General features: G+C 46.1%; 22 protein-coding genes. 13 read left to right on the top strand and 9 right to left on the bottom strand.

Annotated features, from left to right (window positions below; all coding sequences use genetic code 11):
- Positions 1-60 precede the first annotated feature (60 nt).
- Positions 61-1,578, top strand: a complete 1,518-nt coding sequence (glpK, locus tag H6F98_RS29590; RefSeq protein WP_192222342.1) for a glycerol kinase GlpK — start codon at positions 61-63, stop codon at positions 1,576-1,578.
- A gap of 205 nt (positions 1,579-1,783) precedes the next feature.
- The gene (locus H6F98_RS29585; protein WP_192222318.1) at positions 1,784-2,482 is read left to right on the top strand and encodes a GntR family transcriptional regulator; all 699 of its coding nucleotides are present in this window, start codon (positions 1,784-1,786) and stop codon (positions 2,480-2,482) included.
- Positions 2,483-2,626: 144 nt separating this feature from the next.
- Here the strand turns inward: H6F98_RS29585 and pstB are convergent, their stop codons facing one another.
- From pstB to pstS, 4 genes are all read right to left on the bottom strand, one after another.
- On the bottom strand, positions 2,627-3,430 hold the full coding sequence (gene pstB, locus H6F98_RS29580) for a phosphate ABC transporter ATP-binding protein PstB (protein ID WP_396813959.1): 804 nt from the start codon (positions 3,428-3,430) through the stop codon (positions 2,627-2,629).
- 60 nt (positions 3,431-3,490) lie between these two features.
- Positions 3,491-4,477 carry a phosphate ABC transporter permease PstA gene (pstA, locus tag H6F98_RS29575; RefSeq protein ID WP_192222316.1) on the bottom strand — a complete coding sequence of 329 codons (987 nt, stop codon included), beginning with the start codon at positions 4,475-4,477 and terminating at the stop codon, positions 3,491-3,493.
- 36 nt (positions 4,478-4,513) lie between these two features.
- The gene (pstC, locus tag H6F98_RS29570) at positions 4,514-5,566 is read right to left on the bottom strand and encodes a phosphate ABC transporter permease subunit PstC (protein ID WP_192222315.1); all 1,053 of its coding nucleotides are present in this window, start codon (positions 5,564-5,566) and stop codon (positions 4,514-4,516) included.
- Between the two features lie 221 nt (positions 5,567-5,787).
- Entirely contained in the window at positions 5,788-6,834 is a 1,047-nt protein-coding gene (pstS, locus tag H6F98_RS29565) for a phosphate ABC transporter substrate-binding protein PstS (RefSeq protein ID WP_192222314.1), read from the bottom strand.
- Between the two features lie 459 nt (positions 6,835-7,293).
- Between pstS and H6F98_RS29560 the strand changes: the two genes are divergently transcribed.
- Positions 7,294-8,448, top strand: a complete 1,155-nt coding sequence (locus tag H6F98_RS29560; RefSeq protein WP_192222313.1) for a hypothetical protein — start codon at positions 7,294-7,296, stop codon at positions 8,446-8,448.
- 77 nt (positions 8,449-8,525) lie between these two features.
- Positions 8,526-10,475, top strand: a complete 1,950-nt coding sequence (mnmG, locus tag H6F98_RS29555; RefSeq protein WP_192222312.1) for a tRNA uridine-5-carboxymethylaminomethyl(34) synthesis enzyme MnmG — start codon at positions 8,526-8,528, stop codon at positions 10,473-10,475.
- A gap of 126 nt (positions 10,476-10,601) precedes the next feature.
- Here the strand turns inward: mnmG and H6F98_RS34720 are convergent, their stop codons facing one another.
- Positions 10,602-10,757, bottom strand: coding sequence for a Rieske 2Fe-2S domain-containing protein (locus tag H6F98_RS34720; RefSeq protein WP_396813956.1), 156 nt, complete (start codon positions 10,755-10,757; stop codon positions 10,602-10,604).
- Positions 10,758-10,944: 187 nt separating this feature from the next.
- On the opposite strand from H6F98_RS34720, the gene H6F98_RS29545 reads away from it, so the two are divergent.
- From H6F98_RS29545 to H6F98_RS29525, 5 genes are all read left to right on the top strand, one after another.
- Complete coding sequence (locus H6F98_RS29545) at positions 10,945-11,238, top strand: hypothetical protein (RefSeq protein WP_192222310.1); 294 nt, start codon at positions 10,945-10,947, stop codon at positions 11,236-11,238.
- A gap of 195 nt (positions 11,239-11,433) precedes the next feature.
- Entirely contained in the window at positions 11,434-11,874 is a 441-nt protein-coding gene (locus H6F98_RS29540) for an Hsp20/alpha crystallin family protein (RefSeq protein WP_192222309.1), read from the top strand.
- A gap of 279 nt (positions 11,875-12,153) precedes the next feature.
- Complete coding sequence (locus H6F98_RS29535) at positions 12,154-12,297, top strand: TPR end-of-group domain-containing protein (protein ID WP_192222308.1); 144 nt, start codon at positions 12,154-12,156, stop codon at positions 12,295-12,297.
- Positions 12,298-12,642: 345 nt separating this feature from the next.
- Positions 12,643-14,169 (top strand): carboxypeptidase M32, encoded by a 1,527-nt coding sequence (locus tag H6F98_RS29530; protein ID WP_192222307.1) that lies wholly within the window; start codon positions 12,643-12,645, stop codon positions 14,167-14,169.
- Between the two features lie 111 nt (positions 14,170-14,280).
- Positions 14,281-16,701, top strand: a complete 2,421-nt coding sequence (locus H6F98_RS29525) for a sucrose synthase (protein WP_192222306.1) — start codon at positions 14,281-14,283, stop codon at positions 16,699-16,701.
- Between the two features lie 158 nt (positions 16,702-16,859).
- Here H6F98_RS29525 and H6F98_RS29520 read toward each other — a convergent pair whose 3' ends face one another.
- On the bottom strand, positions 16,860-17,465 hold the full coding sequence (locus tag H6F98_RS29520; protein WP_192222305.1) for a DUF1517 domain-containing protein: 606 nt from the start codon (positions 17,463-17,465) through the stop codon (positions 16,860-16,862).
- A 42-nt stretch (positions 17,466-17,507) separates the two neighbouring features.
- Positions 17,508-18,473 carry a DUF1517 domain-containing protein gene (locus tag H6F98_RS34540; RefSeq protein WP_192222304.1) on the bottom strand — a complete coding sequence of 322 codons (966 nt, stop codon included), beginning with the start codon at positions 18,471-18,473 and terminating at the stop codon, positions 17,508-17,510.
- A 55-nt stretch (positions 18,474-18,528) separates the two neighbouring features.
- On the opposite strand from H6F98_RS34540, the gene H6F98_RS29510 reads away from it, so the two are divergent.
- Positions 18,529-18,789: a hypothetical protein gene (locus H6F98_RS29510; protein WP_192222303.1), complete on the top strand. Its 261-nt coding sequence runs from the start codon at positions 18,529-18,531 to the stop codon at positions 18,787-18,789.
- 484 nt (positions 18,790-19,273) lie between these two features.
- Here H6F98_RS29510 and H6F98_RS29505 read toward each other — a convergent pair whose 3' ends face one another.
- Positions 19,274-20,314 (bottom strand): DUF1517 domain-containing protein, encoded by a 1,041-nt coding sequence (locus tag H6F98_RS29505; protein WP_192222302.1) that lies wholly within the window; start codon positions 20,312-20,314, stop codon positions 19,274-19,276.
- A gap of 116 nt (positions 20,315-20,430) precedes the next feature.
- The gene (gene trmD / locus H6F98_RS29500; RefSeq protein WP_192222301.1) at positions 20,431-21,135 is read right to left on the bottom strand and encodes a tRNA (guanosine(37)-N1)-methyltransferase TrmD; all 705 of its coding nucleotides are present in this window, start codon (positions 21,133-21,135) and stop codon (positions 20,431-20,433) included.
- A 616-nt stretch (positions 21,136-21,751) separates the two neighbouring features.
- Here trmD and H6F98_RS29495 point away from each other — a divergent pair.
- From H6F98_RS29495 to cphA, 3 genes are all read left to right on the top strand, one after another.
- A complete protein-coding gene (locus tag H6F98_RS29495; protein ID WP_199349090.1) occupies positions 21,752-22,603 on the top strand; it encodes a cyanophycinase in 852 nt (283 codons plus the stop codon).
- Positions 22,604-22,820: 217 nt separating this feature from the next.
- Positions 22,821-23,003 (top strand): hypothetical protein, encoded by a 183-nt coding sequence (locus tag H6F98_RS29490; protein ID WP_192222300.1) that lies wholly within the window; start codon positions 22,821-22,823, stop codon positions 23,001-23,003.
- A gap of 228 nt (positions 23,004-23,231) precedes the next feature.
- Entirely contained in the window at positions 23,232-25,916 is a 2,685-nt protein-coding gene (cphA, locus tag H6F98_RS29485) for a cyanophycin synthetase (RefSeq protein ID WP_192222299.1), read from the top strand.
- Positions 25,917-26,135 lie beyond the last annotated feature (219 nt).

Genomic DNA, 26,135 nt, shown 5'->3' with positions numbered 1-26,135 from the left:
TCTGCAAGTCTCAACATACAGCAGAATGGTATAAGAACTAACAATTGCTTTTCCTTAGCCATGACTGCTGATGCTTCTGCGTATGTTCTCGCCCTAGACCTTGGTACTACTGGCAACCGAGCAATTTTGTTTGACAATGGCGGGGCAATTGTTAGTCAAGCTTATAAAGAACTTACGCAGTACTATCCTCAACCCGGTTGGTTAGAGCATGACCCTAGAGAGATTTGGCAAGATACCTTGTGGGTAATGCAGACTACGTTGGAGAAAGCCGGGGTAAAGGCATCGGAGATTGCTGCAATTGGAATGAGTGTGCAGCGAGAAACCTGTTTGCTATGGGACAAAGATACAGGGCGACCTCTACATAATGCTATTGTTTGGCAAGACCGCCGCACTGCTCCCTTATGCAATCAGTTGAGGGAACAGGGTTATGCCGCCAAAATAAGCGATCGCACAGGCTTAGTACTGGATGCCTACTTCTCTGCAACTAAGTTGGCGTGGATATTAGAGCATATTCAACAACAAGACCCTCCCATCGACCTAGATAATGTTTTGGCAGGTACCATTGATACCTGGATTCTCTGGAACTTAACAGGGGGAGAGGTTCACGCAACAGAACCTAGCAATGCTAGCCGCACGATGTTGTTAAATCTAAGAAAACAGCAGTGGGATGGCAAACTATTAGACCTTTTTGGCATTCCGGCGCATTTCATGCCAAGTATTCAGCCAAGTCTAGGCTTATTTGGTCATACCAAGCCAGAGTTATTAGGGTATTCAGTGCCGATTACAGCAATTTTAGGTGATCAACAATCATCACTGTTTGCCCACGGATGCGATCGCCCTGGCTTATTAAAATGTACCTATGGCACTGGCTGCTTTTTGATTGCTCATACGGGTGAACAATTAAAGCGATCGCAAAATCAACTACTCTCAACAATTGCCTGGACACAAACCGATTCCTCATCCCATCACAAAGTTGGTTATGCCCTAGAGGGTAGTATGTTCACGGCTGGAGCCTGCATTCAGTGGTTGCGAGATGGCATCAAACTTATTACAGCCGCCGCAGATACCGAACCGATGGCAACACGAGTCGCCGATAACGGTGGCGTTTATTTTGTTCCGGCATTAAGTGGCTTAGGTGCGCCCCATTGGGATATGAGTACAAGAGGGGCATTTTTTGGCATAACTGGCGGAGTACAGCGCGAACATATGGTGCGCTCAGTTTTAGAGGCGATCGCTTATCAAGTTAAGGAAGTTGTACAAGCCATCAATCAAGACTCAAATACCGAAATTGCCCGATTAAAGGTCGATGGAGGAGCTTGTCAGAATAACTTCTTAATGCAGTTCCAAGCGGATGTTTTAGGTATCCCTGTAGAACGTCCACAGGTACTCGATGCCTCCGCACAAGGAGCCGCCTTTGCCGCAGGCTTAGCCGTAGGATTTTGGCAGGACTACGCCACCCTCACCGCCAGCCGTCAAGTTGACCATGTTTTTGAGCCAAGTGCCAATGCAACCCAAGCACAAGAGAATTTCCGAATCTGGCTCAAAGCTGTAGGGAGAGCTAAGCATTGGGTCAATTAAAATGCTGATTCTAAGCGACTCAACACCAATTGCAGTACACCACCTCGGTTGAATTTGTGGAAACTACGCTGGATTAATAAGCCTTCCTCACTTGAAAGACTCTCCGGTTAAGATTGTATTCTGTATGCAGAAATTATACTGTATTAGGGTTACAGGTAGTACTGATCTGCCCCAGAGAAGCCATTAAATGCAAGGAGATTGAGCTTTGGTCTTATCGGCAAAAAACGTACAACGGAGCAAATCGCTGCACGAACAAACCTATCAAGCTCTCCGGGACAGTATTCTCTGCGGAGAACTTGCTCCGGGCGATCGCTTAATCGAGACACAGATTGCTGAACAGTTGCAAGTTAGTCGAACCCCTATTCGTGAGGCGATCCGCCAACTTCAACGAGAAGAGTTAATCACAGCAGATGAACTGGGTTGGTTACGAGTGGCAACTGTTTCCCCAAACGAGGCAATGCATCTTTACGATTGCCGCATTGCCTTGGAAACATTGTCTGTAACGGGCGCTTGTGAAAATGCTAGCGACTTTCAGATCAAGAAACTAAAGGAACTTGTCACACAGGCAGAGAAGCTACTCAAACGAAAAGCGTCCAATCCCGATAGTAGCCAGCTTTTAGAATTAGATTATCAGTTTCATCGCACTATCGCCCAAAGTTCTGGCAACACCTGTCTGGTGTCTCTCCTTGACCAAGTGTTTGGCAAAATGGCACTCTTGCGGGTACAAACCACTCGTTATAACCCAAGAGTATTGGAGATCCGAACTGAACACCTGCAAATTTATGAAGCGATCGCCCAACACAATATCGAAGCTGCAACACAAGCAATCCGTTGCCACTTGACAGCTAGCAAAGAAAGGGTTGTTCAGGAGTTAGAAAATCTTCCGCAACAAAGAATAAAGTGAGACGAGTGCTTGTTGTAGTCCGTGAGAAGATAGCTTAGTGCAGCACAGCCAAAATAACTATCCAGTTAAAAAAGGTTAGAAAGCTTACTGTACAAGCTTTCTTTCATAAAAGCCCTCTGCCTCCTATCTTTTGCCCTCTTGCACTTAGCCAAAACGTCCTTCAACGTAGTCACGGGTGCGGGGATGAGTAGCTGCTGTAAAAAGCCGAGGTGTTGGTCCAAATTCAACAATTTGACCGATGCGACTCTCATCCGTACTGAAGAAGGCTGTGTAGTCTGAGACTCTGGATGCCTGCTGCATATTGTGGGTGACAATCGTGATCGTGAGTTCCTCACGAAGTGTCTGGAGTAGTTCTTCAATCTTCATCGTGGCAATCGGATCGAGAGCTGAACAAGGTTCATCCATCAATAAAACCTTGGGTTTTACGGCTAGCGCCCTAGCAATACATAAGCGCTGTTGTTGTCCGCCTGAGAGTCCGTGAGCAGATTGATTCAACTTGTCTTTCACTTCACCCCAAAGCGCGGCGCTACGGAGGGCTGATTCGACAACTTCATCTAACTGGGTTTTGGAATGGCGGCCAGCCAGCCTCACACCGTAGGCAACATTCTCGTAGATGCTCATTGAAAAAGGATTCGGCTTTTGGAAAACCATGCCAATGTGACGGCGCAGTCGATTGAGATTCACGCGGCGATTGTAGATATCTTGACCAAAAAATTCTACTGAGCCTTCAACCCGAACATGACCCTCTAGTTCCCCGATTCGGTTAAGAGCTTTGATAAAGGTGGATTTGCCACAACCGGAAGGACCAATAATGGCAGTAATTTGTTTGCAGTAAATGTCTAATGATATGGATTCTAGTGCTTTTTGAGTGCCGTAGTAGAAGCTTAAATTTTTAACGCGCAGGGCTGGGGTTAAGGGTTCATCATTTGAGGCGACGGGTGTTAGCAAATGGTCTGTAGTGGAATCTGGAATGTTCACCTTTGAATCTTTACTACTAGGTTGCATAATTTATCGAAGTTTTAAGCGTTTACGTGTAACTTGACGAGACAAAATACTGCTAAATAGAACAAGTCCAATAAGAACGACAGAAGCTGTCCAGGCTAGTTGATTTTGATTTTTGAAGGGTGAACTGGCATATCCGTAAATCAAGACAGATAGCGAGGGAGTTGGTGTAAATAATCCTTGAGGCCAAAACTGGCTTGAGAGGGCAGTAAAGATGAGTGGAGCCGTTTCACCAGCAGCACGGGAAACCGCGAGTAAGAAGCCTGTGGTGATTCCAGGAATGGCTGAAGTGACAACAATGCGGAAGATGGTTTGGAAGCGTCCACCTCCCAAAGCGGCTGAGGCGAGGCGCTGGTGGGTAGGAACCAGTTTTAAGGCTTCTTCTGTACTCAGAGCAATAATCGGCAGCATGATAACACCGAGAGCAAATCCACCTGCTAGAGCGGAAAACCCACCTGTTTGAATTTTGAAGTTTAAAAGGGGAATGGGAATAGTGATTTTGGTAAGAACGATGACAGCGTAGGCAAATACACCAACAACAATGGAAGGAACGCTGCTCAGAATGACGGTGAAAAAGCGAATTACATTTGCGATCGCAGAATTTTTGCCAATTTCCGCTAAGAAGATTCCCGTCATGACACCAAACGGAACACTAAATAGGCAGGCAACCCCCACCATCATTAGAGTTCCAACAATCGCATTAGCAAAACCATTAGCTCTGTCTTGTACTCCCTCTGGTGCTGGCAGGGAAACCAACACTTCCGGGAGCGGAACGGGTATTCCTAAAAGGCGCACCTCTTGCAGCTTCATCAGCGCTGGCAACCCTTGACGCAGAATCTCAAATAAAATTGCAAATAGGGGCACTAGTGCTGCTGCTGTGAGAAGGAGGGCAAGAACAGTCATGCCACCGCTAAACAACATTCGAGCAACTGGCAGTGGTTGATGAAGTTCTTTGCCTAAAGATTCGTCAAAAATAGTTTGGTTAGTCCTCATTATTCATATCCTTTGGGAAGTGAAAGCACTGACGCATCAGCCAAGCCGTGCCCCTCCACCATCACTCGCTGAGGATAAAGGACTAATCGCACTTTTATTACCTCGTCTGCCAATTAGCTGAACCAGCACTACGGCAACAATATTAACGACGAGTGTTATGGCAAACAAAATCAGGGCTAAGTACATCAATGCCCCGATGTGCAATTTATCCAAGGCTTCTGCGAATTGATTTGCCAAAATAGCGGGAATTGTGTATCCCGGCGCTAATACCGACGGGCTGATTTGGATGGAGTTACCAATCACCATCGTTACTGCCATTGTTTCCCCTAAGGCACGTCCCAAAGCCAGGATAATTGCTCCGATAATGCCTGAACTCCCAGCAGGAAGCAAAACTTTTCCAATCGTTTCCCAGCGTGTCGCGCCTAAAGACATGGAAGCACTCCGCAAATCTTGAGGAATGACCAGCAAGATTTCTCGACTAATAGCAGCAACCGTTGGGAGAATCATAATCGCTAGCACAATTCCAGCAACTAGCATTCCGGGACCATAGGGTTCAAAGCTAAACAAAGGAAACCAACCCAACTTGGTAAATAACCATTGTTGAAAGGGTAAAAGAAAGGGAATCAAGACAAAAATTCCCCACAAACCAATGATTACGCTGGGGATAGCGGCGATGAGTTCAACCAAAAATCCCAAAGGCGATCGCACCCAGATCGGTAAAAAGTCTTCGCTTGTAACAATTGCGACGGCAAGTCCAGTTGGAACCGCTAGCAAAAGTGCAACAAAGGAACTCACCAGCGTCCCATAGATGAAAGGCAGCGCCCCAAACTTTTCTTGCCCGACATTCCACGTTTGGCTCCATAAAAAACCGAGACCAAATTCTTCAACAGCGGGTCGAGCTTCTTTAAAAATGATCCACGATAACCAGAACAACACCCCGGCGGTTGTGATAGCCATCAGCCAAACTAAGCCAGTAAATCCGTACTCTAGCCAAACTCCTTCTCCCTTTGTGCTAGTCAGATCTGTGTCAAAATCTGCTGCGATGGGTAGCTGAGTCAAGTTATCAGCTTGTTTAGAGAAATCAGTCATCGGTCGCTTTACACTACTGCGTTACTAGCCATACAGAAAATGATGAAAGGACATCCCTCTACTGGAGATGCCCCCACAACTAAATCCGAGGTTCAATCTAGGGTTTGAAATAGGGGAAACCTAAAAAGATGTGAGATACTCTCTTTTTGCTTTAACCCTTCCCCTCTCGCACCAGAAAGTTTCAAGACTTACCTGTAAAAAGTGAGCTTATCGACACACTTCTATCGCGTCACAGCAACGTCACTAGATACGGCTTGGCTAGCGCGAGTCGCAACGTTTTGAGGAATCCGGGTATAACCTAAGTCGTCGTTGAGTTCTTGACCTTTCGTGAGAATCCACGAGACCATCCGTTTAACCGCATCAGCTTTGGCTGGGTCTTCGTACTGCTTCTTGATCAAAAGCCAAGTGACACCTGCGATTGGATAGCCATCAGCTGGATCTTCGGCACCTGTAACGTTGAATTCAGGGGTGAATGTGACAGCAGATAAGGCTTTGTTCGCTTCAGCTAGAGTTGGTGAAACGAATCGACCGGCTTTGTTTTGTATTTGTGCTTGCTGGAGGTTGTTCTGAGCCGCAAAAGCAGCTTCAACATAGCCGATAGAACCTGCGGTTTGTTGTACCAATGCAGCTACACCAGGATTTCCTTTTCCACTCAGAGGGTTTCCTAACCAAGTTGGTGCTGAACCTGGCTCAATTTTGCTTTTGAAGGCTGAACTAATCGCACCTAAATGTTTTGTGAAGATGCTAGTGGTACCGCTTCCATCTGAACGTACAGCCAATCGGATTGGCTGGTTGGGTAGATTTACGCCAGGGTTATCGGCTGCAATTTTTGCGTCGTTCCAGCGAGTAATTTCGCCCATAAATATTGCAGGCAATACCGAGCGAGATAGCTTGAGATTAGTAACACCAGGAAGATTGTAAACAACTGAGACAGCACCACCAGCGGTAGGAACAAAAATCACACCCTTGGTCATTTGGTCGCTATCTTCTTTCTTGGGATAGGCATCGCTACCTGCAAAGTCAACGGTGTTAGCAATGAATTGCTTGATACCGCCACCGCTACCAATTCCTTCGTAGTTAACTTGAATATTGGCTTCCCTTCTGAAAGCATCAAAGTAACGGTCATAAAGGGGTTTAGGGAACGTTGCCCCTGCCCCATTTAAAGTGACTGTCTGAGCAATTGCCGCACAGACAGAGCCGAATGAAAAAGCAATCGTTGCGGCTGAAACTGTAACAGCACGACGCAAAGTGGTCGAAGAGAGAACCATATTTCCTCGTTACTTAAGCAAAGACAGACCAGTAATTAAGCAATCAATGACTACACTACAACTGGAATAACTAAGCTTAGGTAATGATGAAAATAATTTAAGGTTAAATCCGGATTAATGAATAGTTAAACGCAAAAAAATGATTGGGGTTGATAATTCTCAGCTAGTATTTTTAGTAACTTCTAAATATTCCTAGCCTTCGTAATATCAAGTAGGTTTGAATTGTTAAACCTACCAATGGATAGAGTTTTGATTATTGCCTTGTTTAGTAAGCAGGTGAGAGTGTTTGGGGTTTCATCAAGCCTTAGCTGTCACAAAACCTAGTGATTTTTCACTCAATGCCCAATGCTCAACGGTGTATTGAGTAGTATTTGTTGGTTTTGAATTGAGTGCGATCGCGTTTTATTTGTCTAAATCGTATTTGCCATCCTCAGGAGCATTCTTGCAAGAGCCAAACCGATGAACCAGTCTTACTTCTTGAAAAACTTGCCTGCTCCCTTACAGCCTTGGGTACGTCCGATGCTGCTAATCTCAATTGCTTTGCACGGCTTGTTACTCGCTATCCCTATGCCACCCAAGCCAAAGCCTGAAGCCCCTAAAAAAGAACCAGAAAAGGTAAAAATTACCCAAATTCCAATAACACCACCAGCGCCAAAACCCTCTGTTCGTCCCTCACCGCGACCAACTCCTCTAGTACGTCAGTCACCTCGTCCCAAGCCTACACCGATTCGCCGACCATCAACGATACCCCCCATAACTCAAGCCAGGACTATTCCTCGACCTCAGCCGCAGCCATCTCCACAGCAAACGCCACAGCAAACACCATCACCAACGGCACAGCAGACACCACCGCCGCCAACACCAGAGCAAACACCCTCCCCAGTACCAGAACAATCACCCAATTCTGAAGTACAGAACCCCTTTGCCGATTTCCCCTTTCCCAATAATGCTGAGATTGGGTCATTAGGCTTACTGTCAGGAGAAACAGACAAATCTGCTCGAAATACAGCCGATGGCATTGATCAAGTCGTTTCTTTCTATAACAGCCAACTGCCACTAAAGAAATTTACTTCTTCATCTGTTACTGATGAACCTGAACTCAAGGTGTATCAAGTGAATAAAGAGGGGGGTGACTCTCAGTTCCTCCATTTAATTTCCAAACAAGGAAAGACAGTAATCGTGCTTGCTTCTCAGCCAATACCAAAAGAAGATTTAAAGAGTTTAAAAGATGCAGAAGCACGAAGCCCGGAAGAGATTGCCTTTTACGATATCATTAAACAACTAGAAAATAATGAAGATTTAGCTTTAGCGGCTGTTGAGCCTGGAGATATTACTAAGTTTCCTGAACCTGATAAATTTAATGACACTAGTAAGTTTGAGTTCCGAAGTAAAACAGTGTCATTTAAGCCAATGTCTCCTCAGGAACTTTTTGCCGAGGTTGAAGCTAGCCTCACAGGAAATGGATTTACACAGATTTCTCAGGAAGGCAATTATGGCGGCACTAATGTCCTGACTTACAAAGTGACGCAAGGGAGTTTTTCCAGATACCTGTATTTTGTACCGACTAGCGATAATCGAACAGTGATTATTTTGTCAAAGGATTCACCTTTCTAAACACCTAAGGGAGTAGAGCCATTTCTACCCGTTAAAATTAAGCAGGAGTCTTTGTTACTCAAACGCTTACGCTTACCATGACCTCACCCTCCCTAGTAGAATTTCAAGACGCTTTTGATGTCATTGTTGTCGGTGCCGGACACGCGGGTTGTGAAGCGGCGCTGGCGGCAGCACGGTTAGGCTGTCGCACCCTACTCTTAACGCTTAACCTTGACAAAATTGGTTGGCAACCGTGTAACCCAGCAGTAGGGGCACCCGCAAAGTCTCAATTGACTCATGAGGTGGATGCTTTGGGGGGAGAGATTGGCAAAATGGCCGATCACACTTACTTGCAAAAGCGGGTACTCAATTCCTCACGGGGCCCAGCGGTTTGGGCTTTACGGGCGCAGACGGATAAGCGGGAATATGCATCTCTAATGAAGGGGATTGTCGAAAACCAAGAAAACTTGTCAATCCGCGAAGCGATGGCGACAAATTTAGTCTTGGGTGCCAATGATGAGGTAATTGGTGTTGAAACCTACTTTGGTGTAGCCTTCCAAGCACCTGCTGTCGTTCTGACAACGGGTACCTTCCTCGGTGGGTGCATTTGGGTAGGGAATAAGTCGATGCCAGCCGGACGTGCTGGAGAATTTGCGGCGGTTGGTTTGACGGAAACCCTGAATCGGCTGGGATTTGAAACAGGACGGCTAAAGACAGGAACCCCAGCGCGAGTAGACAAGCGCTCAGTAGACTATAGCAATCTAGAACCTCAGCCAGGTGATGCAGAGGTGCGTTGGTTCAGTTTTGACCCTGAAGTGTGGGTGGAACGGGAGCAGATGAATTGCTATCTTACCCGCACTACAACTGAGACTCATCGGCTGATTCGAGAAAATCTGCACCTATCGCCTGTTTATGGGGGTTGGGTGGATGCTAAGGGACCGCGTTATTGTCCTAGTATTGAAGATAAGATTGTGCGCTTTGCGGATAAGGAAAGCCACCAGATTTTTATTGAGCCAGAAGGACGAGATATTCCTGAACTTTATATCCAGGGATTTTCAACAGGATTACCAGAGAATTTGCAGTTGCAGATGTTGCGATCGCTTCCTGGATTGGAAAACTGTACAATGCTACGTCCTGCCTATGCGGTGGAGTATGACTACTTACCCGCAACGCAGTGTTACCCTACCCTGATGACGAAGAAGGTTGAAGGACTCTTCTGTGCAGGGCAAATTAATGGCACCACGGGTTACGAAGAAGCAGCGGCTCAAGGTATTGTCGCAGGAATTAATGCTGTACGGTATGTACGGCATCAGGAAATGATTGTGCTTCCTCGCGAGGAGAGCTATATTGGCACGTTAATTGACGACCTGTGTACGAAGGATCTACGAGAACCTTACCGGATGCTCACAAGTCGTTCTGAGTATCGCCTGCTACTACGTTCAGATAATGCTGACAGGCGCTTGACTCCCTTAGGGCGAGAGTTGGGGCTAATTGATGACCGACGCTGGAATCTCTATACGCAAAAGCAAGCAAAGATTGCGGCAGAAAAAGAGCGATTGCAGGAAGTTCGCGTCAAGGAGCATGATGAGTTAGGAAAAGCGATCGCATCTGATACTCAGCAAAAAATTAAAGGTTCCATTACCTTAGCTGACTTGTTGCGGCGACCCGGCTTTCACTATGTCAATCTTGACCAGTATGGACTCGGTAACCCAACACTAAACCAAGCGGAACGCGAAGGTGCTGAAATTGACATTAAGTATTCAGGTTATCTCCAACGTCAGCAAAACCAAATTGATCTGGTTTCCCGCCAAGCGCACCGGCATCTACCGCCTGATTTAGATTATGCAACGATTGACACCCTATCGAAGGAGTCTCGTGAAAAGCTCACTAAGGTAAAACCTTTAACAATTGGTCAAGCCTCCCGAATTGGTGGTGTCAATCCAGCAGACATCAATGCTTTGCTGATTTATCTAGAAATGCGTACACGGACTGAGACTCCAACTAGCGTTCGGCAAGAACCCTCAGCAGAAGCAGGTGTTCCCGCCTAATGTTTCTAGCTATTAACGAGTGTTGCGCTTCTCCTCGGTCGAGTTAAGTTTAGTCCAACGCTGTGTTGCGATAAGTCTCACCCGATCTTTCCCACCCGAAATGTTATCACTGTGTAAACCTCTGTCTCATTTGTTCCCCTTTGATAGCGGTGTATTACGATGAGCGCAGTGGTTTTCCAGTGCTGCTACTTGATTAGATTCCGTGTGAAATACAACAAGATTGGTTACTGCAATTGTGGCAGCCAAAGGTGTTTTCTTGAATTCTTGAGAGTGGCAAACAATGTGCTAGTGAAGATGGTGCTGTCAGGACTTGTTTATGAGTAAGTTTCACGGACTTTAACCAAGATTCTTAATGGAGATTTAAGTTTTCTGACATCTTCAGTCATGGGAAGCGATCGCCCCTATTGTAGAAAGTGGCAAGTTTTAATGAAGGCACCTACGTCCCTCAACCTGTAGTCCAATGCAACTTATGAGCATTTTGCCTAACTTTCTCCGTTCCCTTGTACTAACCATCCTGCTGAGCTTTGTTGCTCCGATTTTACTGATGACAGTGTTGTTAGCCACTCTCTCAGTAATTGGCTGGGTTCCTGGCTTGGAAGCAATAGGTCAGGCTGGAACAACACAACTTCTTAAGTTTCTCGCTGTCTTTGGCAGTGGCAATCCCTTTGAGGGAATCACAGTCATTGGCTTCACCTGTAGCCTTGTCGGAGCCTTATTTGATGCTTACAGCTTTTACCGTTATCAAAACCTCAATGACCATTAAGTTAAATGTACGGTTATTAGCCTAATTCTTTGGTGCGGAACCGAACCCCTCGACTTTTGTGTCTTTGATACTTTAGTACCAGGTTCAGTAAATCAAAGTGGTTCATTAATAGATGACTCAGCTCTATCACTTTGAGATTGAACCAAAAAAAGTGATCTAAACCGTAAGGAAATTTCACTATCGGAGGGATAAATTATGGCACTCATTCGTTGGGAACCGTTCCGGGAAGTTGAAAGTTTACAACGAGAAATGAATCGGCTGTTTGAGAGCCTTGCCCCTACAGCAGAAGGTGGTAATAATGCCATTGCTTTCATGCCTGCCGCAGAAATGCATGAGACATCAAACACCATTGAATTGAGATTAGAAATTCCTGGCATGGAAGCCAAGGATATCGATATTCGAGTAACCGAGCAAGCCGTTGCCCTTACTGGAGAGCGTCAGTCTGAAACCAAGACAGAACAAAGTGGTATGACTCGCTCAGAATTCCGTTATGGTAAGTTTCAGCGAGTGATTCCTTTACCCGCGCGAGTTCAAAACGACCAGGTAAAGGCTGATTACAAGAATGGTGTTTTGAGCCTGAGTATGCCCAAGGCAGAAGACGAAAAGAATAAAGTCTTCAAAGTTAACCTTGACTAATCTTCTTGCTCATTTTCCTTGTTAGTTAGCCATTGAGCTACAGACTAAATCAACACCTTGTTGCTGATGGCTCAAACACTTAAGAACTTCTAAATCAAACCAACTAGGGTTGGCAGAAACATCCGAAGTAAACGGATTTCCTGACAACCCTTTTGTTTGTCATGATAAAAACCTCGCCTTCTCTATCCCCAGTCACTAATCTCTGCCCCTAACTAGCTAGTCCAACGCTCACTCTACTTGATAAAACGAAGCTTGCTGTTATGCTTGGCATAGATAAGATTGCCCAAACAAGTTTTGGAAAGAGAACACGCTATCGACCTGAATCCTGATGAATACCGAAAGAAGGCAAGAACAGACTCAGATTTTGGCAGGCTTTCGGGTAATGAGCAGTTTCAGGCTTTAATTCAGGGTGGAAGAGATTAATACTCATCCGGGTGCAGGATTTCCTCTCTTAGTGGCACAATAATAGTTTCCAATAATTTCCGGATGTCCAAGCACTTAGCCGAGTTCCCTTGTTGTGGAAGATTCTGGCAGTGAGCCAGTTAGCCAACGGCGAACCTCGTCAGGGTTAGTCATCTCCCTACGGGATAAAGCTTTGCAGCGTCGCGTCAAATTAATAGGCTCACTCTAAGAGCTTAGTTGTCAACCCAGCTGCAAGCACCTTCAGTGTCGGGGAGATTTTCCTTTTCGGTTGTCAGGTGTACATTTACTAATTTACGAAACACGACACACAACATAAAACCAGTATTTAAGCCTCAATCCCCAACCATGCAGACTACCGAAAAGACCGAACCGAAGCTTTCAGAACTCAAAACCCGCCTGAGTGAGATTAATGACATCGAAGCCGCTGCCTCGCTTTTGTACTGGGATCAGGCAACTTATATGCCTCCCGGTGGTGCAGCGGCGCGTGGACGACAACTGGCTACTTTACAACAAATATCTCATAGCAAATTTACTGAGCCGTTAATTGGTCAGTTATTAGAAGATTTACGTCCCTTAGAAGAAAGTCTTCCTTATGACTCAGATGAAGCTAGCCTGATCCGTATTACGAGGATAAAGTACGAGACAGCGGTGCGGGTGCCAGCGGAATTTATGGCAAAGTTCTCAATGCATCGGACTCAATCCTATGAAGCTTGGGCAATGGCGAGACCTCGCAATGACTTTGCGCTTGTGCAGCCTCATCTGGAAAAAACGCTTGACCTCAGCCGCGAACTGGCAAACTTTTTCCCTGGTTATGAGCATATCGCTGATCCCTTAATTGACTTTGCTGACTACGGCATGAAAGCTTCATTTTTGCGATCGCTTTTTGCCGAATTGCGTCAGGAACTGGTGCCAATTGTTGAAGCGATTACCTCCCAAAAACCCTTTGATGATGATAGCTTCTTATACCAGTTCTACCCAGAAGCTCAGCAACTCGAATTTAGCCTCAAACTAATTGAGCAACTAGGTTACGACTTCCATCGGGGACGGCAAGACAAAACTCACCACCCCTTCATGACCAATTTCTCGATCGGGGATGTGCGAATTACTACCCGTGTTTATGAGAATGACTTGAGTCAGGCACTCTTTAGCACGATCCATGAGATGGGTCATGCCTTATATGAACAGGGGATTAATCGGAACTATGAAGGCACACTTCTCGCCGCTGGTACCTCTTCAGGTGTCCACGAGAGCCAATCACGGCTTTGGGAAAACATGGTAGGACGAAGTCTCGGCTTCTGGAAATTCTTCTACTCCCAACTGCAAAGCACCTTCCCCAAGCAATTAGGTGATGTATCACTTAATACCTTATACCGAGCGATCAATAAAGTTGGGAAATCATTAATTCGTACCGATGCTGATGAGGTAACCTACAACCTCCACGTCATGATTCGCTTCGACTTGGAATTGCAAATGCTAGAAGGAAGTCTGGATGTAAAAGACCTCCCAGAAGCTTGGAACGAACGCTACCGCTCTGACTTGGGAATTGTTCCAGAAAGTGACACTGATGGTGTATTACAGGATGTTCATTGGTACACTGGTCAAATAGGGGGGATGTTCCAAGGCTACACCCTTGGTAACTTAATGAGCGCACAGTTTTTTGAAGCGGCACTCCAATCTCATTCAGAAATCTTAACAGAGATAGAGCAGGGACACTGTATTACACTACATAATTGGTTGAAAGATAAAATCTATCAACACGGTTGCAAATATACGGCAACTGAACTGATCAGGGGCGTCACTGGTGCTAATCTACGCATCGAGCCATTCATTCGTTACATCCGACAAAAATACGGGCAACTTTACACTTTGTAAGCGTTGTCCGCGTTGACGTGTGCCTATCTACACCTCAGGGAATAAATCTTCCTGACAACAGTTTCTAAAAATTGTTGTCAGTACCGTTCAATTTACTTTTTGGGAGTTGCAATGATCAATCTGATCCAGGATGTTATTGATAGTGACGAGAGAAGTGATTTACGGCAATTTGCCAGACAGTTACGCAACTCGGAAACCAAGTATCTACTGCGAAACGACATTATTACCGCTTTTTCTCAATACTGCACCAGCCACAATAAACCGGACTATTTTTATCAGTCGTCTCATCTAGGACAACTGGTGTATTACACCCAGGAAATCATTAAGGAGGACGAAACCCTCTACTTGATCATCCGACCCAAAATTGCCTCCCAGGAAGTTTTCCGAGTCTTAGAAGACTTGACAGTTGAGCCAGTGAGTGTGCAAGAACTGTTAGATTTACGCGATCGCTTGGTCAACCGTCACCATCCCAATGAAGGTGATCTCCTCGAACTTGATTTCCGTCCCTTTTACGACTACACCCCAACCATTCGCGACCCCAAAAATATCGGTAAAGGAGTCCGCTTCCTCAACCGCTTTCTCTCCAGTAAATTATTTCAAGACCCTCGCGAGTGGCTGGAGTCTTTGTATAACTTCTTAAGTCTCCATCAGTTTCACGGTACTCAGCTACTGATTAACGGGCGGATTAAGAACCAGCAGCAACTCTCAGATCAGGTAAAACGGGCTTTGGCGTTTGTCAGCGATCGCCCAGAACAGGAACCTTACGAAGAATTTCGCTACAAGCTTCAAGAAATGGGCTTTGAAGCAGGCTGGGGTAATACTGCCTATCGAGTCAGGGAAACTTTGGAAATTCTGGATGAACTGATCGACTCCCCTGCTGATGAGGGGCTTGAACGATTCATCTCCCGCATCCCGATGATCTTTCGGATTGTCCTCGTCTCAATCCACGGTTGGTTTGGGCAAGAAGGTGTCTTAGGGCGTCCGGATACGGGCGGCCAGGTTGTCTACGTCCTTGACCAAGCACGGAGTTTAGAAAAGCAACTGCAAGAGGACATTAAACTCGCGGGATTGGAAGGATTGGGCGTTGAACCCAAGGTTATTATCCTCAGCCGCCTCATTGCCAACAGTGATGGGACACGTTGTAACGAACGCCTGGAAAAAGTACACGGTACTGATAATGCTTGGATTTTGCGGGTACCATTTCGGGAATTTAATCCCAAAATGACCCAGGAGTGGATTTCACGATTTGAGATTTGGCCATATCTGGAAACCTACGCGATCGATGCGGAAAAAGAACTCCTAGCAGAATTCCAAGGTCAACCTGACTTAATTGTCGGTAACTATTCTGATGGCAACTTGGTTGCCTTCCTGCTTGCCCGACGATTGAAGGTGACCCAGTGTAATGTTGCCCATGCTTTGGAAAAATCCAAATACCTGTTCAGTAACCTCTACTGGCAAGATTTAGAAGACAAATACCACTTCTCGCTGCACTTCACCGCTGACTTGATTGCGATGAATGCAGCGAATTTCGTCATCAGCAGTACCTATCAAGAAATTGTCGGAACGCCGGACAGCATTGGTCAGTATGAGTCCTACAAGTGTTTCACAATGCCAGAGCTTTATCACGTTGTGGATGGGATTGAACTCTTCTCTCCCAAGTTCAACGTTGTGCCACCAGGAGTAAATGAGACTGTTTACTTCCCCTACACTCGTGAAGAAGATCGGATACCGGATGCTCGTGAACGGCTTGAAGAACTGCTCTTTACGTTAGAAGACCCATCTCAGGTTTATGGCACCCTCGATGATCCTAGCAAGCGCCCTATCTTCTCAATGGCGCGTCTTGACCGGATTAAGAACCTAACAGGTTTAGTAGAATGCTTTGGTAAGAGCGAAGCCTTGCAGGAGCGTTGTAACCTAATTATCGTCGCCGGGAAGTTACGTGTTGAGGAATCAACTGACAACGAAGAAAAAGACGAAATTGTCAAGCTCTATCGCTTGCTTGAACAATACGATCTAAATGGTAAATTCCGCTGGCTGGGTGTCCGTCTAGCTAAGAGTGATTCAGGCGAAATTTATCGCGTCATTGCTGACCATCAAGGTGTTTTCGTTCAACCCGCACTGTTTGAAGCGTTCGGTCTAACAATTTTGGAAGCAATGATTTCTGGTGTACCAACCTTCGGTACGCAGTTTGGTGGACCATTGGAAATTATTCAAGACAAGAAGAACGGCTTCTTAATCAACCCCACTCAGTTGGAAGAGATGGCTCAGAAGATTCTGGATTTTGTCTCCAAGTGTGACCAAAATCCGAGTTACTGGGAAGAAATTGCTCATCAGGGAATAGAGCGGGTCTACAGTACTTACACCTGGAAAATTCACACAACCCGGCTACTGTCGTTGGCGCGGATTTATGGATTCTGGAACTACAATTCCAAGGAAAACCGTGAGGACATCATGCGTTACATTGAGACGTTGTTCCATCTAATCTATAAGCCACGGGCACAGAAGATTCTGGAGGAACACGCACAGCGGTAAGTAGGTTTCGAGCGAAAGTGATGCGTCGGTGTAGCGCTTTCGCTCATTGCTGATGAAATGCGATCGCCTCTTACCCGTTCTACAGCAGAAGTTGCCTTCTGTTGTACCAGAGCGATCGCACCAAGACGAAGGGGGAAGAAGCCATTTCCCTTGATGAATCAGTCACCCACTTGATTCCTTGAGATTGCCACTAAATCAGCGTACTCTGTCGCTAGCTCTGCTTCAGTGAGTGTATCGCTTTCTACTTGGGGAGACCAAAGCAACTCAAACACCATCAAATAGTCAGTTCGCATTGATGCTAATTTCTTCAGCACTTCCTGCACGGCTTGTGCCGAGTCAAGTTGAGCAAATAACGGTCGATCATCCGCTGTCCCAACCAGTAACGTTACCACAATGTAAGCGGCTGGCCCTTCAGTTGGGTCAGGTTCGACTACGGCTTGCTGCCGGATTTCGCCACCCACGTTAGTCAGTGTTTCAGCGCTGAACTTACTGCGTTCCTCAAGAGAAAGCTTGTTAAACACGATTTCGGCTTCCTCACGACTAGGAATCGTATGCGATCGCCCCAAGACATGAGTCCAGCTCTCAGAATAGTTTAATAGTACTTGTGCAGAAGCTTCTAGTAACTGACTTAACCCTTCTATCGTTTCTGTATCAGCTTTCAAAGTGAGTTCAGATAGTTCAGATTGAAGAGAACGAGCAGAACTACGCAAGGCAATCTGGAGCTTGCTGACAGTGACAATATCGTTATCAAGTTCATTTTCCATGAAATAGGCGGCTCCTGTTGCCAAACTCCAATCCAAGTCTCTTCACACAATCTGAATCATATCTGTATAGTGGCTCAATAAGTCATCGTAGCTCAGGCTGTCTTCCTCTGCCTGAGGACTCCAGAGCAACTCAAACACCATCAGATAGTCAGATGGCATTGAGCCTAATTTTTCCAAAGCTTCCTTCAGTGTCTCTACCGAGCGGACATCACCAAATAAAGGTTTGTCATCTGCCGTACCGACTAGTAACGTCACGACAATATAATCCGCTGACGCCTCGTAACGGTCAGAGTTAACTGCATCTCTACGGTTTACTCGTCCACCCACATTTGTAAGGGTTTCCGCACTGAATTTACTCCGCTTCTGGAGCGAGAGTTTCTTAAATAGAACTTCCGCTTCTTCTCGACTTTGAACAGTTTGTGAACTCGCTAGAACATGCGTCCAGCTCTCAGAGTTCCGTAGCAGTACCAACGCTGATTCTTGTAATAACTGTAATAGTCCGAGAGTAGTCTCAGTATCAGCCGTAAGCGTTAGTTCAGATAACTCTGATTGAAGCCCTTGGGTTGTCCCCAAAAGCGCCACCTGTAACGTGCTAACAGTTACAACATCATTATCTTGCTCATTAGCAGCACTACTCCGTTTTTTCTGCTTCAGGATGAAATAAACCAAAAGGACAATTCCTGCTGATAGCCCTAAGATTATGAAACCGACGATTCCCCATCCTATGACTACCGACCAAAAATCATCAGATGAGTCATTCGAGTTGGAGGAATTACTAGAATTGCTCTCGGAATTTGACTCAGAAGATGAATTTGTTTTGCTCGTTGAACCTGCTGTTGAGGAATTTGGAGCAATTTGATTGGGATTGTAGTCTTCGCCTTCGTTCTCTATATCAATATCAACATCAATGCCCCTTGGCACAATCACAGGCTGCTGCCTAGCAGGGCTGATAGGTTTAGTTTGAGGCGAGTTAATCTGTTTAGGATTAGTTGTTGTACTAGAGCGCACCGGAGCCTGGGACGGTGTTGGTTTCTGGAATGAACCACCGCTTGCTCGTCCTCCTGTGCGGCTGGCGCTTGCTCGGCTAGGAGTAGTACTGGAGCTTGAAGAGGAATCCCTCGGAGTTGAACGGCTGGAACTTGAGCTGGAAGAGGATGACGGTTTTCCAGATGAACTGCTGCTGGAACTGCGAGAACTAGAGCTTGAAGAGGACGAACGGCTAGAACTACTAGAACTACTGGAGCGCGAAGAAGATGAGCTACTTTTTGCAAAAACTTCGTTGCTGATATCCAGCAGTGCTTCTGAATTATTACTAGGTAACTGAATATCGATACTATTAATTAATGCAAAAGAAAGAGCTGTAGCGAAGAGGAACTTATAGTTAATTTTGGCTAACATTTACGTCTTTAGGAATACTTGGGTGTTCCAAACCTAGCCTTTAAACCTCAACCCTGTCGAGTAAAATGACAATTATTTTATATTTGTTTTAAATTTTTCTTGATAATTTTAAAATCAAGCTTCTCCTTTGGCTAAGTATGAATGTTCCTTTACAAAACTGCTAATAAAATTACAGTTAAATTGCGTTGAAAGCATGGGAGAATAGAGGAACTGGCTGGAGTCCAGAAGGCATTTGAGAAAGGGATTCTCATCCTACCTCAATAGCAGCCACTGAATACTCCATGGGGATTGCGACCAAGAACTCTCCTCGAATGGTCGTTCTTATCTCTCCTCCGTTCCTCTAAAGTTTAGGCTTCTCCTGAACACCGCCACTCCTGAACTTCTGTATTCTTCTTATTTAACGCTTCATCCTAAGCAATCTGAACCATATCTGTATACTCGGTCAGTAGTTCATCATAAGTCAGGCTATCTGCCTCTACTTGCGGACTCCAGAGGAGTTCAAATTTCATTAAATAGTCAGCTGGTACCGAAGCAATCTTTTCTAAAGCGCCCTTTAATTCTTCTATTGAACGAACATCTTTAAACAGGGGTTTGTCATTTGCTGTACCAACTAGCAACGTCACTACAATGTAAGCTCCTGGGTCTTCTTCTAAACCCGGAATTACAGCTTCTTTTTGTCTGACTGCACCCTTCACATTTGTAAGAGTTTCAGCACTAAATTTGCTACGCTCTTGCAGAGAAAGCTGATTAAAGATTGATTCCGCCTTATCTATATAGACGCTTTGTGAGTTTGCAAGAGCATGGCTCCAGTACTCAGAATTTCGTAACAGTGTCAGGGCTGATTCTTGCAAAAGTTCTAATAGTCCTTCGGGGGTATCGGTATCTACACTAAGTGTCAGTTGCGATAGCTCAGATTGAAGACCTTTAGTTTGAGCAAGTAGTGCTACCTGTAATTTACTGAGAGTTACTGTGTCGTTGTCTCGTTCACTAGTTTGAGTGGTCAATCCAGATGCAAAGTAGGAGTCATTGCTGTAACTTCTGTAAGATTGCAGCCGATTTGAAATTACAAATAGAGCAATTAGACCAAACATGCCCAGTATCAGGAGCATTGGGAAAATCCCACCTCCCGTACTATACCCACCGCCGTAGTAACCACCGCCTCCCGGAGCAATAATTACGGTATTGCCACCAGAACCATAACCAGGATTGCTGCGGTAGTAACCACCACCATCATTGGAACCAGAAGGACGGCTGCGAGAACCGCCTGAATTAGAAGGTCGGCTAAATCCACCGCCGCCACCACGCCCTCCACTACTTCTGGCAGAGGCTTCGTTACTAATATTGAGCCAACTCGCAAAATTGCTACTAGGTTTTGGCAATTCAATGCTGTTAATCAACACTAAAGACAAGGCTGTAGCGAAGAAGAATTTACCGTTTAGTGTTTTTAACATTTTAAAGATGACCTCGCGATCGCGTGCTGCTGAGTAACGTCACGTCACCCCTCTAGCTTTCGTTATGTCGCTTGGAGTGAATGAAAGTGAGACATCACACCTCACTTATCACTACTCTATTCGCGATCGCCTTTTGAATTCTTCACCCAATCGGTGTATAAATCAGGGCGGCGATCGCGTGTTCTTTCAATCTGCTGTTCTTTGCGCCAACGGTCAATTTCGGCATGATTTCCTGAGAGTAATACATCCGGAACCTTCCATCCCCGAAACTCTGCTGGTCGTGTGTACTGGGGATAATCAAGCAATCCAGCTTCAAAGCTTTCTGCTTTGAGCGACTCAACTTTCCCAACCGTTCCCGGTCGCAACCGCACAACTCCATTAACTAACGCCAGTGCGGGAATTTCTCCACAAGTCAAGACAAAATCCCCTAAAGACACCTCCCGCGTTACCAAGTGCAGTACCCGCTCATCAACGCCTTCGTAATGCCCACAAATCACCACTAACTGGTCATAACCTGTTGCCAAGTCTACCAACAACCTCTGATTCATTGGTTGCCCTTGAGGTGTCATCAGGATGACCTCACGTCGGGGTAAAATCGGCAATGACTCCACAGCCGCAAAGATTGGCTCTGGTTTCATCAACATCCCCACACCGCCGCCATAGGGTTCATCATCGACTCGTCGGTGCTTGTCGGTAGTAAAATCGCGGGGATTGACTAAATTGACTTGGGCGATTTGTTTGGCTAACGCTTTACCGAGTAGCCCGGAACACAGAGGAGACGTAAAGAAATCGGGAAACAGCGTAACAATATCAAATCGCACAGGGGATTCATCGGGTGCCGAGCGTCGAGCGTTAGGAGAAATTGCCTAAAATTCTTGAATGACAACGGTCTGTGGCTCTCAAACAACAATAATTTGCCGTTGCTCAAGTCAGAGAACATTGAAGATATTATAACAAATTATTCACATTATCTGGCATTATGCATAGATAGTACTGCTTCAAAATAAGAAGATTGCCGACGTAAGCTGGCATTTCTTCATCAACTGGACAGTCAAAAGCTTAGATTGTTCAGGGAATTAGAGTAAAAGCTGCTAGTTACTGAAGCCGTCAAAGTTAATGGATAGAAGCTATTAGCATTCTTTCCACCACAATCGACTGAGGAGTTGAGCCAGAATAAAAATTGCGATAGAGTGCCATTTCAATAAAAGGGGATTAGGGATTAGAGATTGGTGATTGGGGACTGGGTAACGTATGCAGGTACAGACTCTGTATTTTACAAACGCTCCGAACACGTCGGAGCCTTCTCCACAGTGGAAGGTGGATGCCCCTCTATGAAGAGAATGTCTTGCACAGTCCTCCCTCCTTAATCCTTATGCCCCTTGATAAGCAACACTCAATTATTTGACTTACCTCATTGATATGCCCAAAATCGACATTATGTTGCAGTTAGACTCTCAAGCCCACGAAACTAAGATGCCTCAATCGACTAAAACCGCGATTTTAGTGATCGGCGGTGCTGAAGACAAGGTTCATGGACGAGAGATCTTACATACGTTTTTTGGGCGTGCTGGGTCAGGTGATGCGCGAATTGGGATCATTCCGTCAGCTTCGCGAGAACCCTCTGTGATTGGCGAACGCTATCAGCGGATTTTTGAGGATATGGGGGCAAAAGAAATCAAGGTATTAGACATCCGCGATCGCGTCCAAGCGGAAGATCCCCAGTTACAGGATTACGTTGAACAATGTACTGGTGTTTTCATGACGGGTGGTGACCAGTTGCGCTTGTGTGGGTTACTCGCCGACACACCCCTAATGGAAAAAGTGCGGCGACGAGTCCAACAAGGTGAAATTACTTTAGCAGGAACCAGTGCAGGTGCAGCCGTCATGGGGCATCATATGATCGCTGGAGGCGGTAGTGGGGAGTGCCCGAATCGGTCTTTAGTAGACATGGCAACGGGACTCGGAATTATTCCAGAGGTAATTGTCGATCAGCATTTTCACAATCGCAATCGGATGGCACGTTTAATGAGTGCTGTAGCAGAACATCCAGAACGATTAGGAATTGGTATTGATGAAGATACTTGTGCCTTGTTCGAGAGAGATGGCTTATTACAAGTAATGGGCAAAGGCACCGTGACAATTATCGATCCAGGAGAAATGTCTTATACCAACCAACCTGATGTTAGTGCTACCGACCCACTTAGTCTCCATAATCTCCGGGTGCATATTCTTAGCTATGGCGATCGCTACCATTTACACAAACGTAGTCTCATCCCGCAGGACTGCTAAGTCCTATAGTTTCTATATCTTCCAGTTGGTTAGAGACCGTATAACAATACAAATGGCATCCTGTACGCCCCTATACCTCCTCCTGGAAAACATATCTGCTACTTTGGAGAAAACTGTTACTGGTGAACAGTTTAAGGGCTTTTTAAAGCTAGAAACTAGATAAGACTCGAAACCTCGTCCATGCCTGTAAGTCAGGGTTTAAGCAAGGTAACTTAGGATGAAGCCGTTACCCACCGATCAAAACTACACCTTTTGTGAAAAGAGCGTATTCATGCCAGGTCGGAACCACCAAGCAATAGACTTAACAGCGCTCGACGAGGTTTTTGCTGAGCGAGATAAAAATTTTCTCTATCCTTGTTGTTATGGAGGCACCTCTGCTCAAGCCAGCTCTCAAGTCTAGCTCTTTCGTAGCGTCTCCCATCGAGCCTCGCTATGTGACAGCTGGCTTGAGTGTGACGATTGGAAGAGCAAACCCCTCTTACGCTTGTTTAAGGATTTTGGCACATCTTGACGACGTGTCTTTCGCTCACACCCTACAGGAGTAAGGAGTAAAGGCGCATTTTTTGTAATTGCTTCTTGATACTTTCTTTCTGATCCCAATCGTGAATCACCACCCTCAAAAGTTGCTATGAGAATTCTGAAAATCCAGACGTTACGCGGACCCAACTATTGGAGCATTCGACGCCACAACCTCGTCGTCATGCGTCTCGATTTAGAGGAACTAGCAGAAAAACCCTCCAACGAGATTCCTGGCTTCTACGAGGGACTGATTGCTACACTACCTAGTCTGGAGGAACATTTCTGTTCCCCCGGTGTTCGGGGTGGTTTCCTCAGCCGTGTGAACAGAGGCACGATGATGGGGCACATCATTGAACACGTTGCCCTAGAACTGCAAACAATGGCAGGTATGCCAGTGGGATTTGGTCGCACCAGGGAGACGGCGACACCGGGAGTCTACCAGGTTGTGATTGAGTACACTGACGAACAAGCAGGTCGTTATGCCGCACGGGCAGCGGTACGGCTGTGTCAAAGCATTGTCAGTACTGGCAGCTATCCCCAAAACGAATTAGCTCAAGATCTAAAAGACTTGCAAGACCTTGCTCGTGATGCCGCCCTTGGCCCCAGTACAGAAACGCTTGTCAAAGAAGCAGAAGCAAGAGATATTCCCTGGATGCCTCTGAGCGCTAGAGCGATGATTCAGCTCGGCTATGGTGTCCACCAGAAGCGAATTCAGGCAACATTGAGCAACTACTCTGGGATTTTAGGAGTTGAGCTTGCTTGTGATAAAGAGGGCACAAAACAAATCCTCCGGGATGCGGGTGTTCCCGTACCACGCGGTACAGTAATTCAATATCTGGACGAGCTAGAAAGCGCGATCGAAGAAGTCGGCGGCTTCCCAATTGTTATTAAGCCCTTGGATGGCAATCATGGACGGGGCATCACAATTGATATTAATAGTTGGGATGAGGCGGAACAAGCCTACGATGTTGCCAGAGATATCTCACGAGCCGTCATTGTAGAACGCTTCTATAAGGGTCGCGACCACCGCGTGTTAGTGATTAATGGCAAAGTTGTGGCGGTGGCAGAACGAGTCCCAGCTCATGTAATTGGGGATGGTAAGGCCACCGTTGAGGAACTGATTGAGACAACAAATCGTGACCCGAATCGCGGTGAAGGTCATGATAACGTTCTCACCAAAATCATCGTAGACCGCACCAGTATGGATTTGTTGGTACGTCAGGGATACAGCCTGGATACAGTACTAAACTCAGGGGAAATTTGTTACCTACGGGCAACAGCTAACCTCAGTACGGGAGGTATTGCTGTAGACCGGACTGACGACATCCACCCAGAAAATATTTGGTTAGCGCAACGAGTGGCTAAAACAATTGGTCTGGATATTGCCGGAATTGATATTGTCACCCCTGATATTACCCAGCCTCTGCGGGACGTAGACGGCGTTATTGTGGAAGTGAACGCTGCCCCAGGGTTCCGAATGCACGTCTGTCCGAGCATTGGTCTTGCCAGGAATGTCGCTGCCCCAGTGATGGAAATGCTCTTTCCCAATGGTAAATCCGGTCGGATTCCCATGATTGCGATTACAGGGACAAACGGAAAAACGACAACGACACGCCTAATTGCTCATATTTATCGGCAAACTGGACAAGTTGTCGGCTACACCACCACGGATGGCATCTACATTGATGACCATGTTGTGGAAAAAGGTGATACAACCGGGCCTCAAAGCGCTCAGGTTATTCTCAAAGACCCAACGGTTGAGGTTGCGGTCCTGGAAACAGCGCGTGGTGGGTTACTACGTTCTGGCTTAGCATTTGAGAGCTGTGATGTTGGCGTTGTCTTGAATGTTGCGGCTGACCATCTGGGTATTGGGGATATCGACACGATTGAGCAGTTGGCTCACCTAAAGAGTGTTGTCGCAGAGGTTGTGAGTCCTAAGGGGTATGCTGTCCTTAACGCGGATGATCCCCTGGTTGCCGAGATGGCGAAGCGGGTGAAAGGCCAGGTGGCTTACTTCTCGATGAACCCAGGAAATGAGCTGGTGCAAAAACACACGCGAGGTGGTGGTCTAGCGGCGGTGTATGAGAACGGCTATTTGTCGATTCTGAAAGGAGATTGGACTCTGCGAATTGATCAGGCTGTGCATTTGCCAGTGACAATGGAGGGACGAGCGCCCTTCATGATTGCGAATGCGTTAGCGGCAAGTCTTGCTGCTTTTGCTCAGGGGGTGCCGATTGAGGCAATTCGAGCGGCGTTAACAACCTTCCGGGCTTCTGTCAATCAGACTCCAGGACGGATGAATTTGTTTAATCTTGGTAGCTACCATGCGCTTGTTGATTATGCCCACAATGCGGCAAGTTATGAAGCGCTGGGTAGTTTTGTCCGCAATTGGCCTGGAGAACGCATTGGGGTGATTGGTGGCCCTGGCGATCGCCGCGATGAAGACTTTATTGAACTCGGCCGACTCTCAGCACAAATCTTTAACCGGATAATTATTAAAGAAGATGATGATCTGCGGGGGCGTTCGAGCGGTGAGGCATCTGAGTTGATTGCTAAGGGCATTAACCAAGAAAAGCCAGATTGCCCTTATGAAAAGATTCTCAAGGAAATCGAGGCAGTTAATACGGCATTAGATCAGGCAACACCGGGCAGTTTGGTGGTGATTCTACCTGAAAGTGCCTCCAGAGCCATTAGTCTGGTTGAGGCACGTCACCCCATACCAGAGAATGTCTATCAGACAGTTGCCATAGATACCCAAGTGAATTTGAGGACATCAGTGGTGAACAAGGTATAAGCAGGTAACAATAGTTCCTAGTCATAGGATAGGGTGCGTTGTAACGTACCCTACTTAACTACTCGACTACCTATGGAAAGGTGAGATGGAGTAAGGGACTGGCAAGAAAACAATAACTCGTTTCAGCCGTCTGACTCCTATAAATCGATAACTGCTCGCTGTAGGTGTTGAGAATGCCAAAGAGAATTGCGCTTGGGGAACCTTGACTGAATATAATCT

Source organism: Microcoleus sp. FACHB-SPT15, assembly GCF_014849525.1.
Taxonomy (GTDB): domain Bacteria; phylum Cyanobacteriota; class Cyanobacteriia; order Cyanobacteriales; family Coleofasciculaceae; genus Symplocastrum; species Symplocastrum torsivum.
This window is presented reverse-complemented; position numbering and strand designations above follow the sequence as displayed.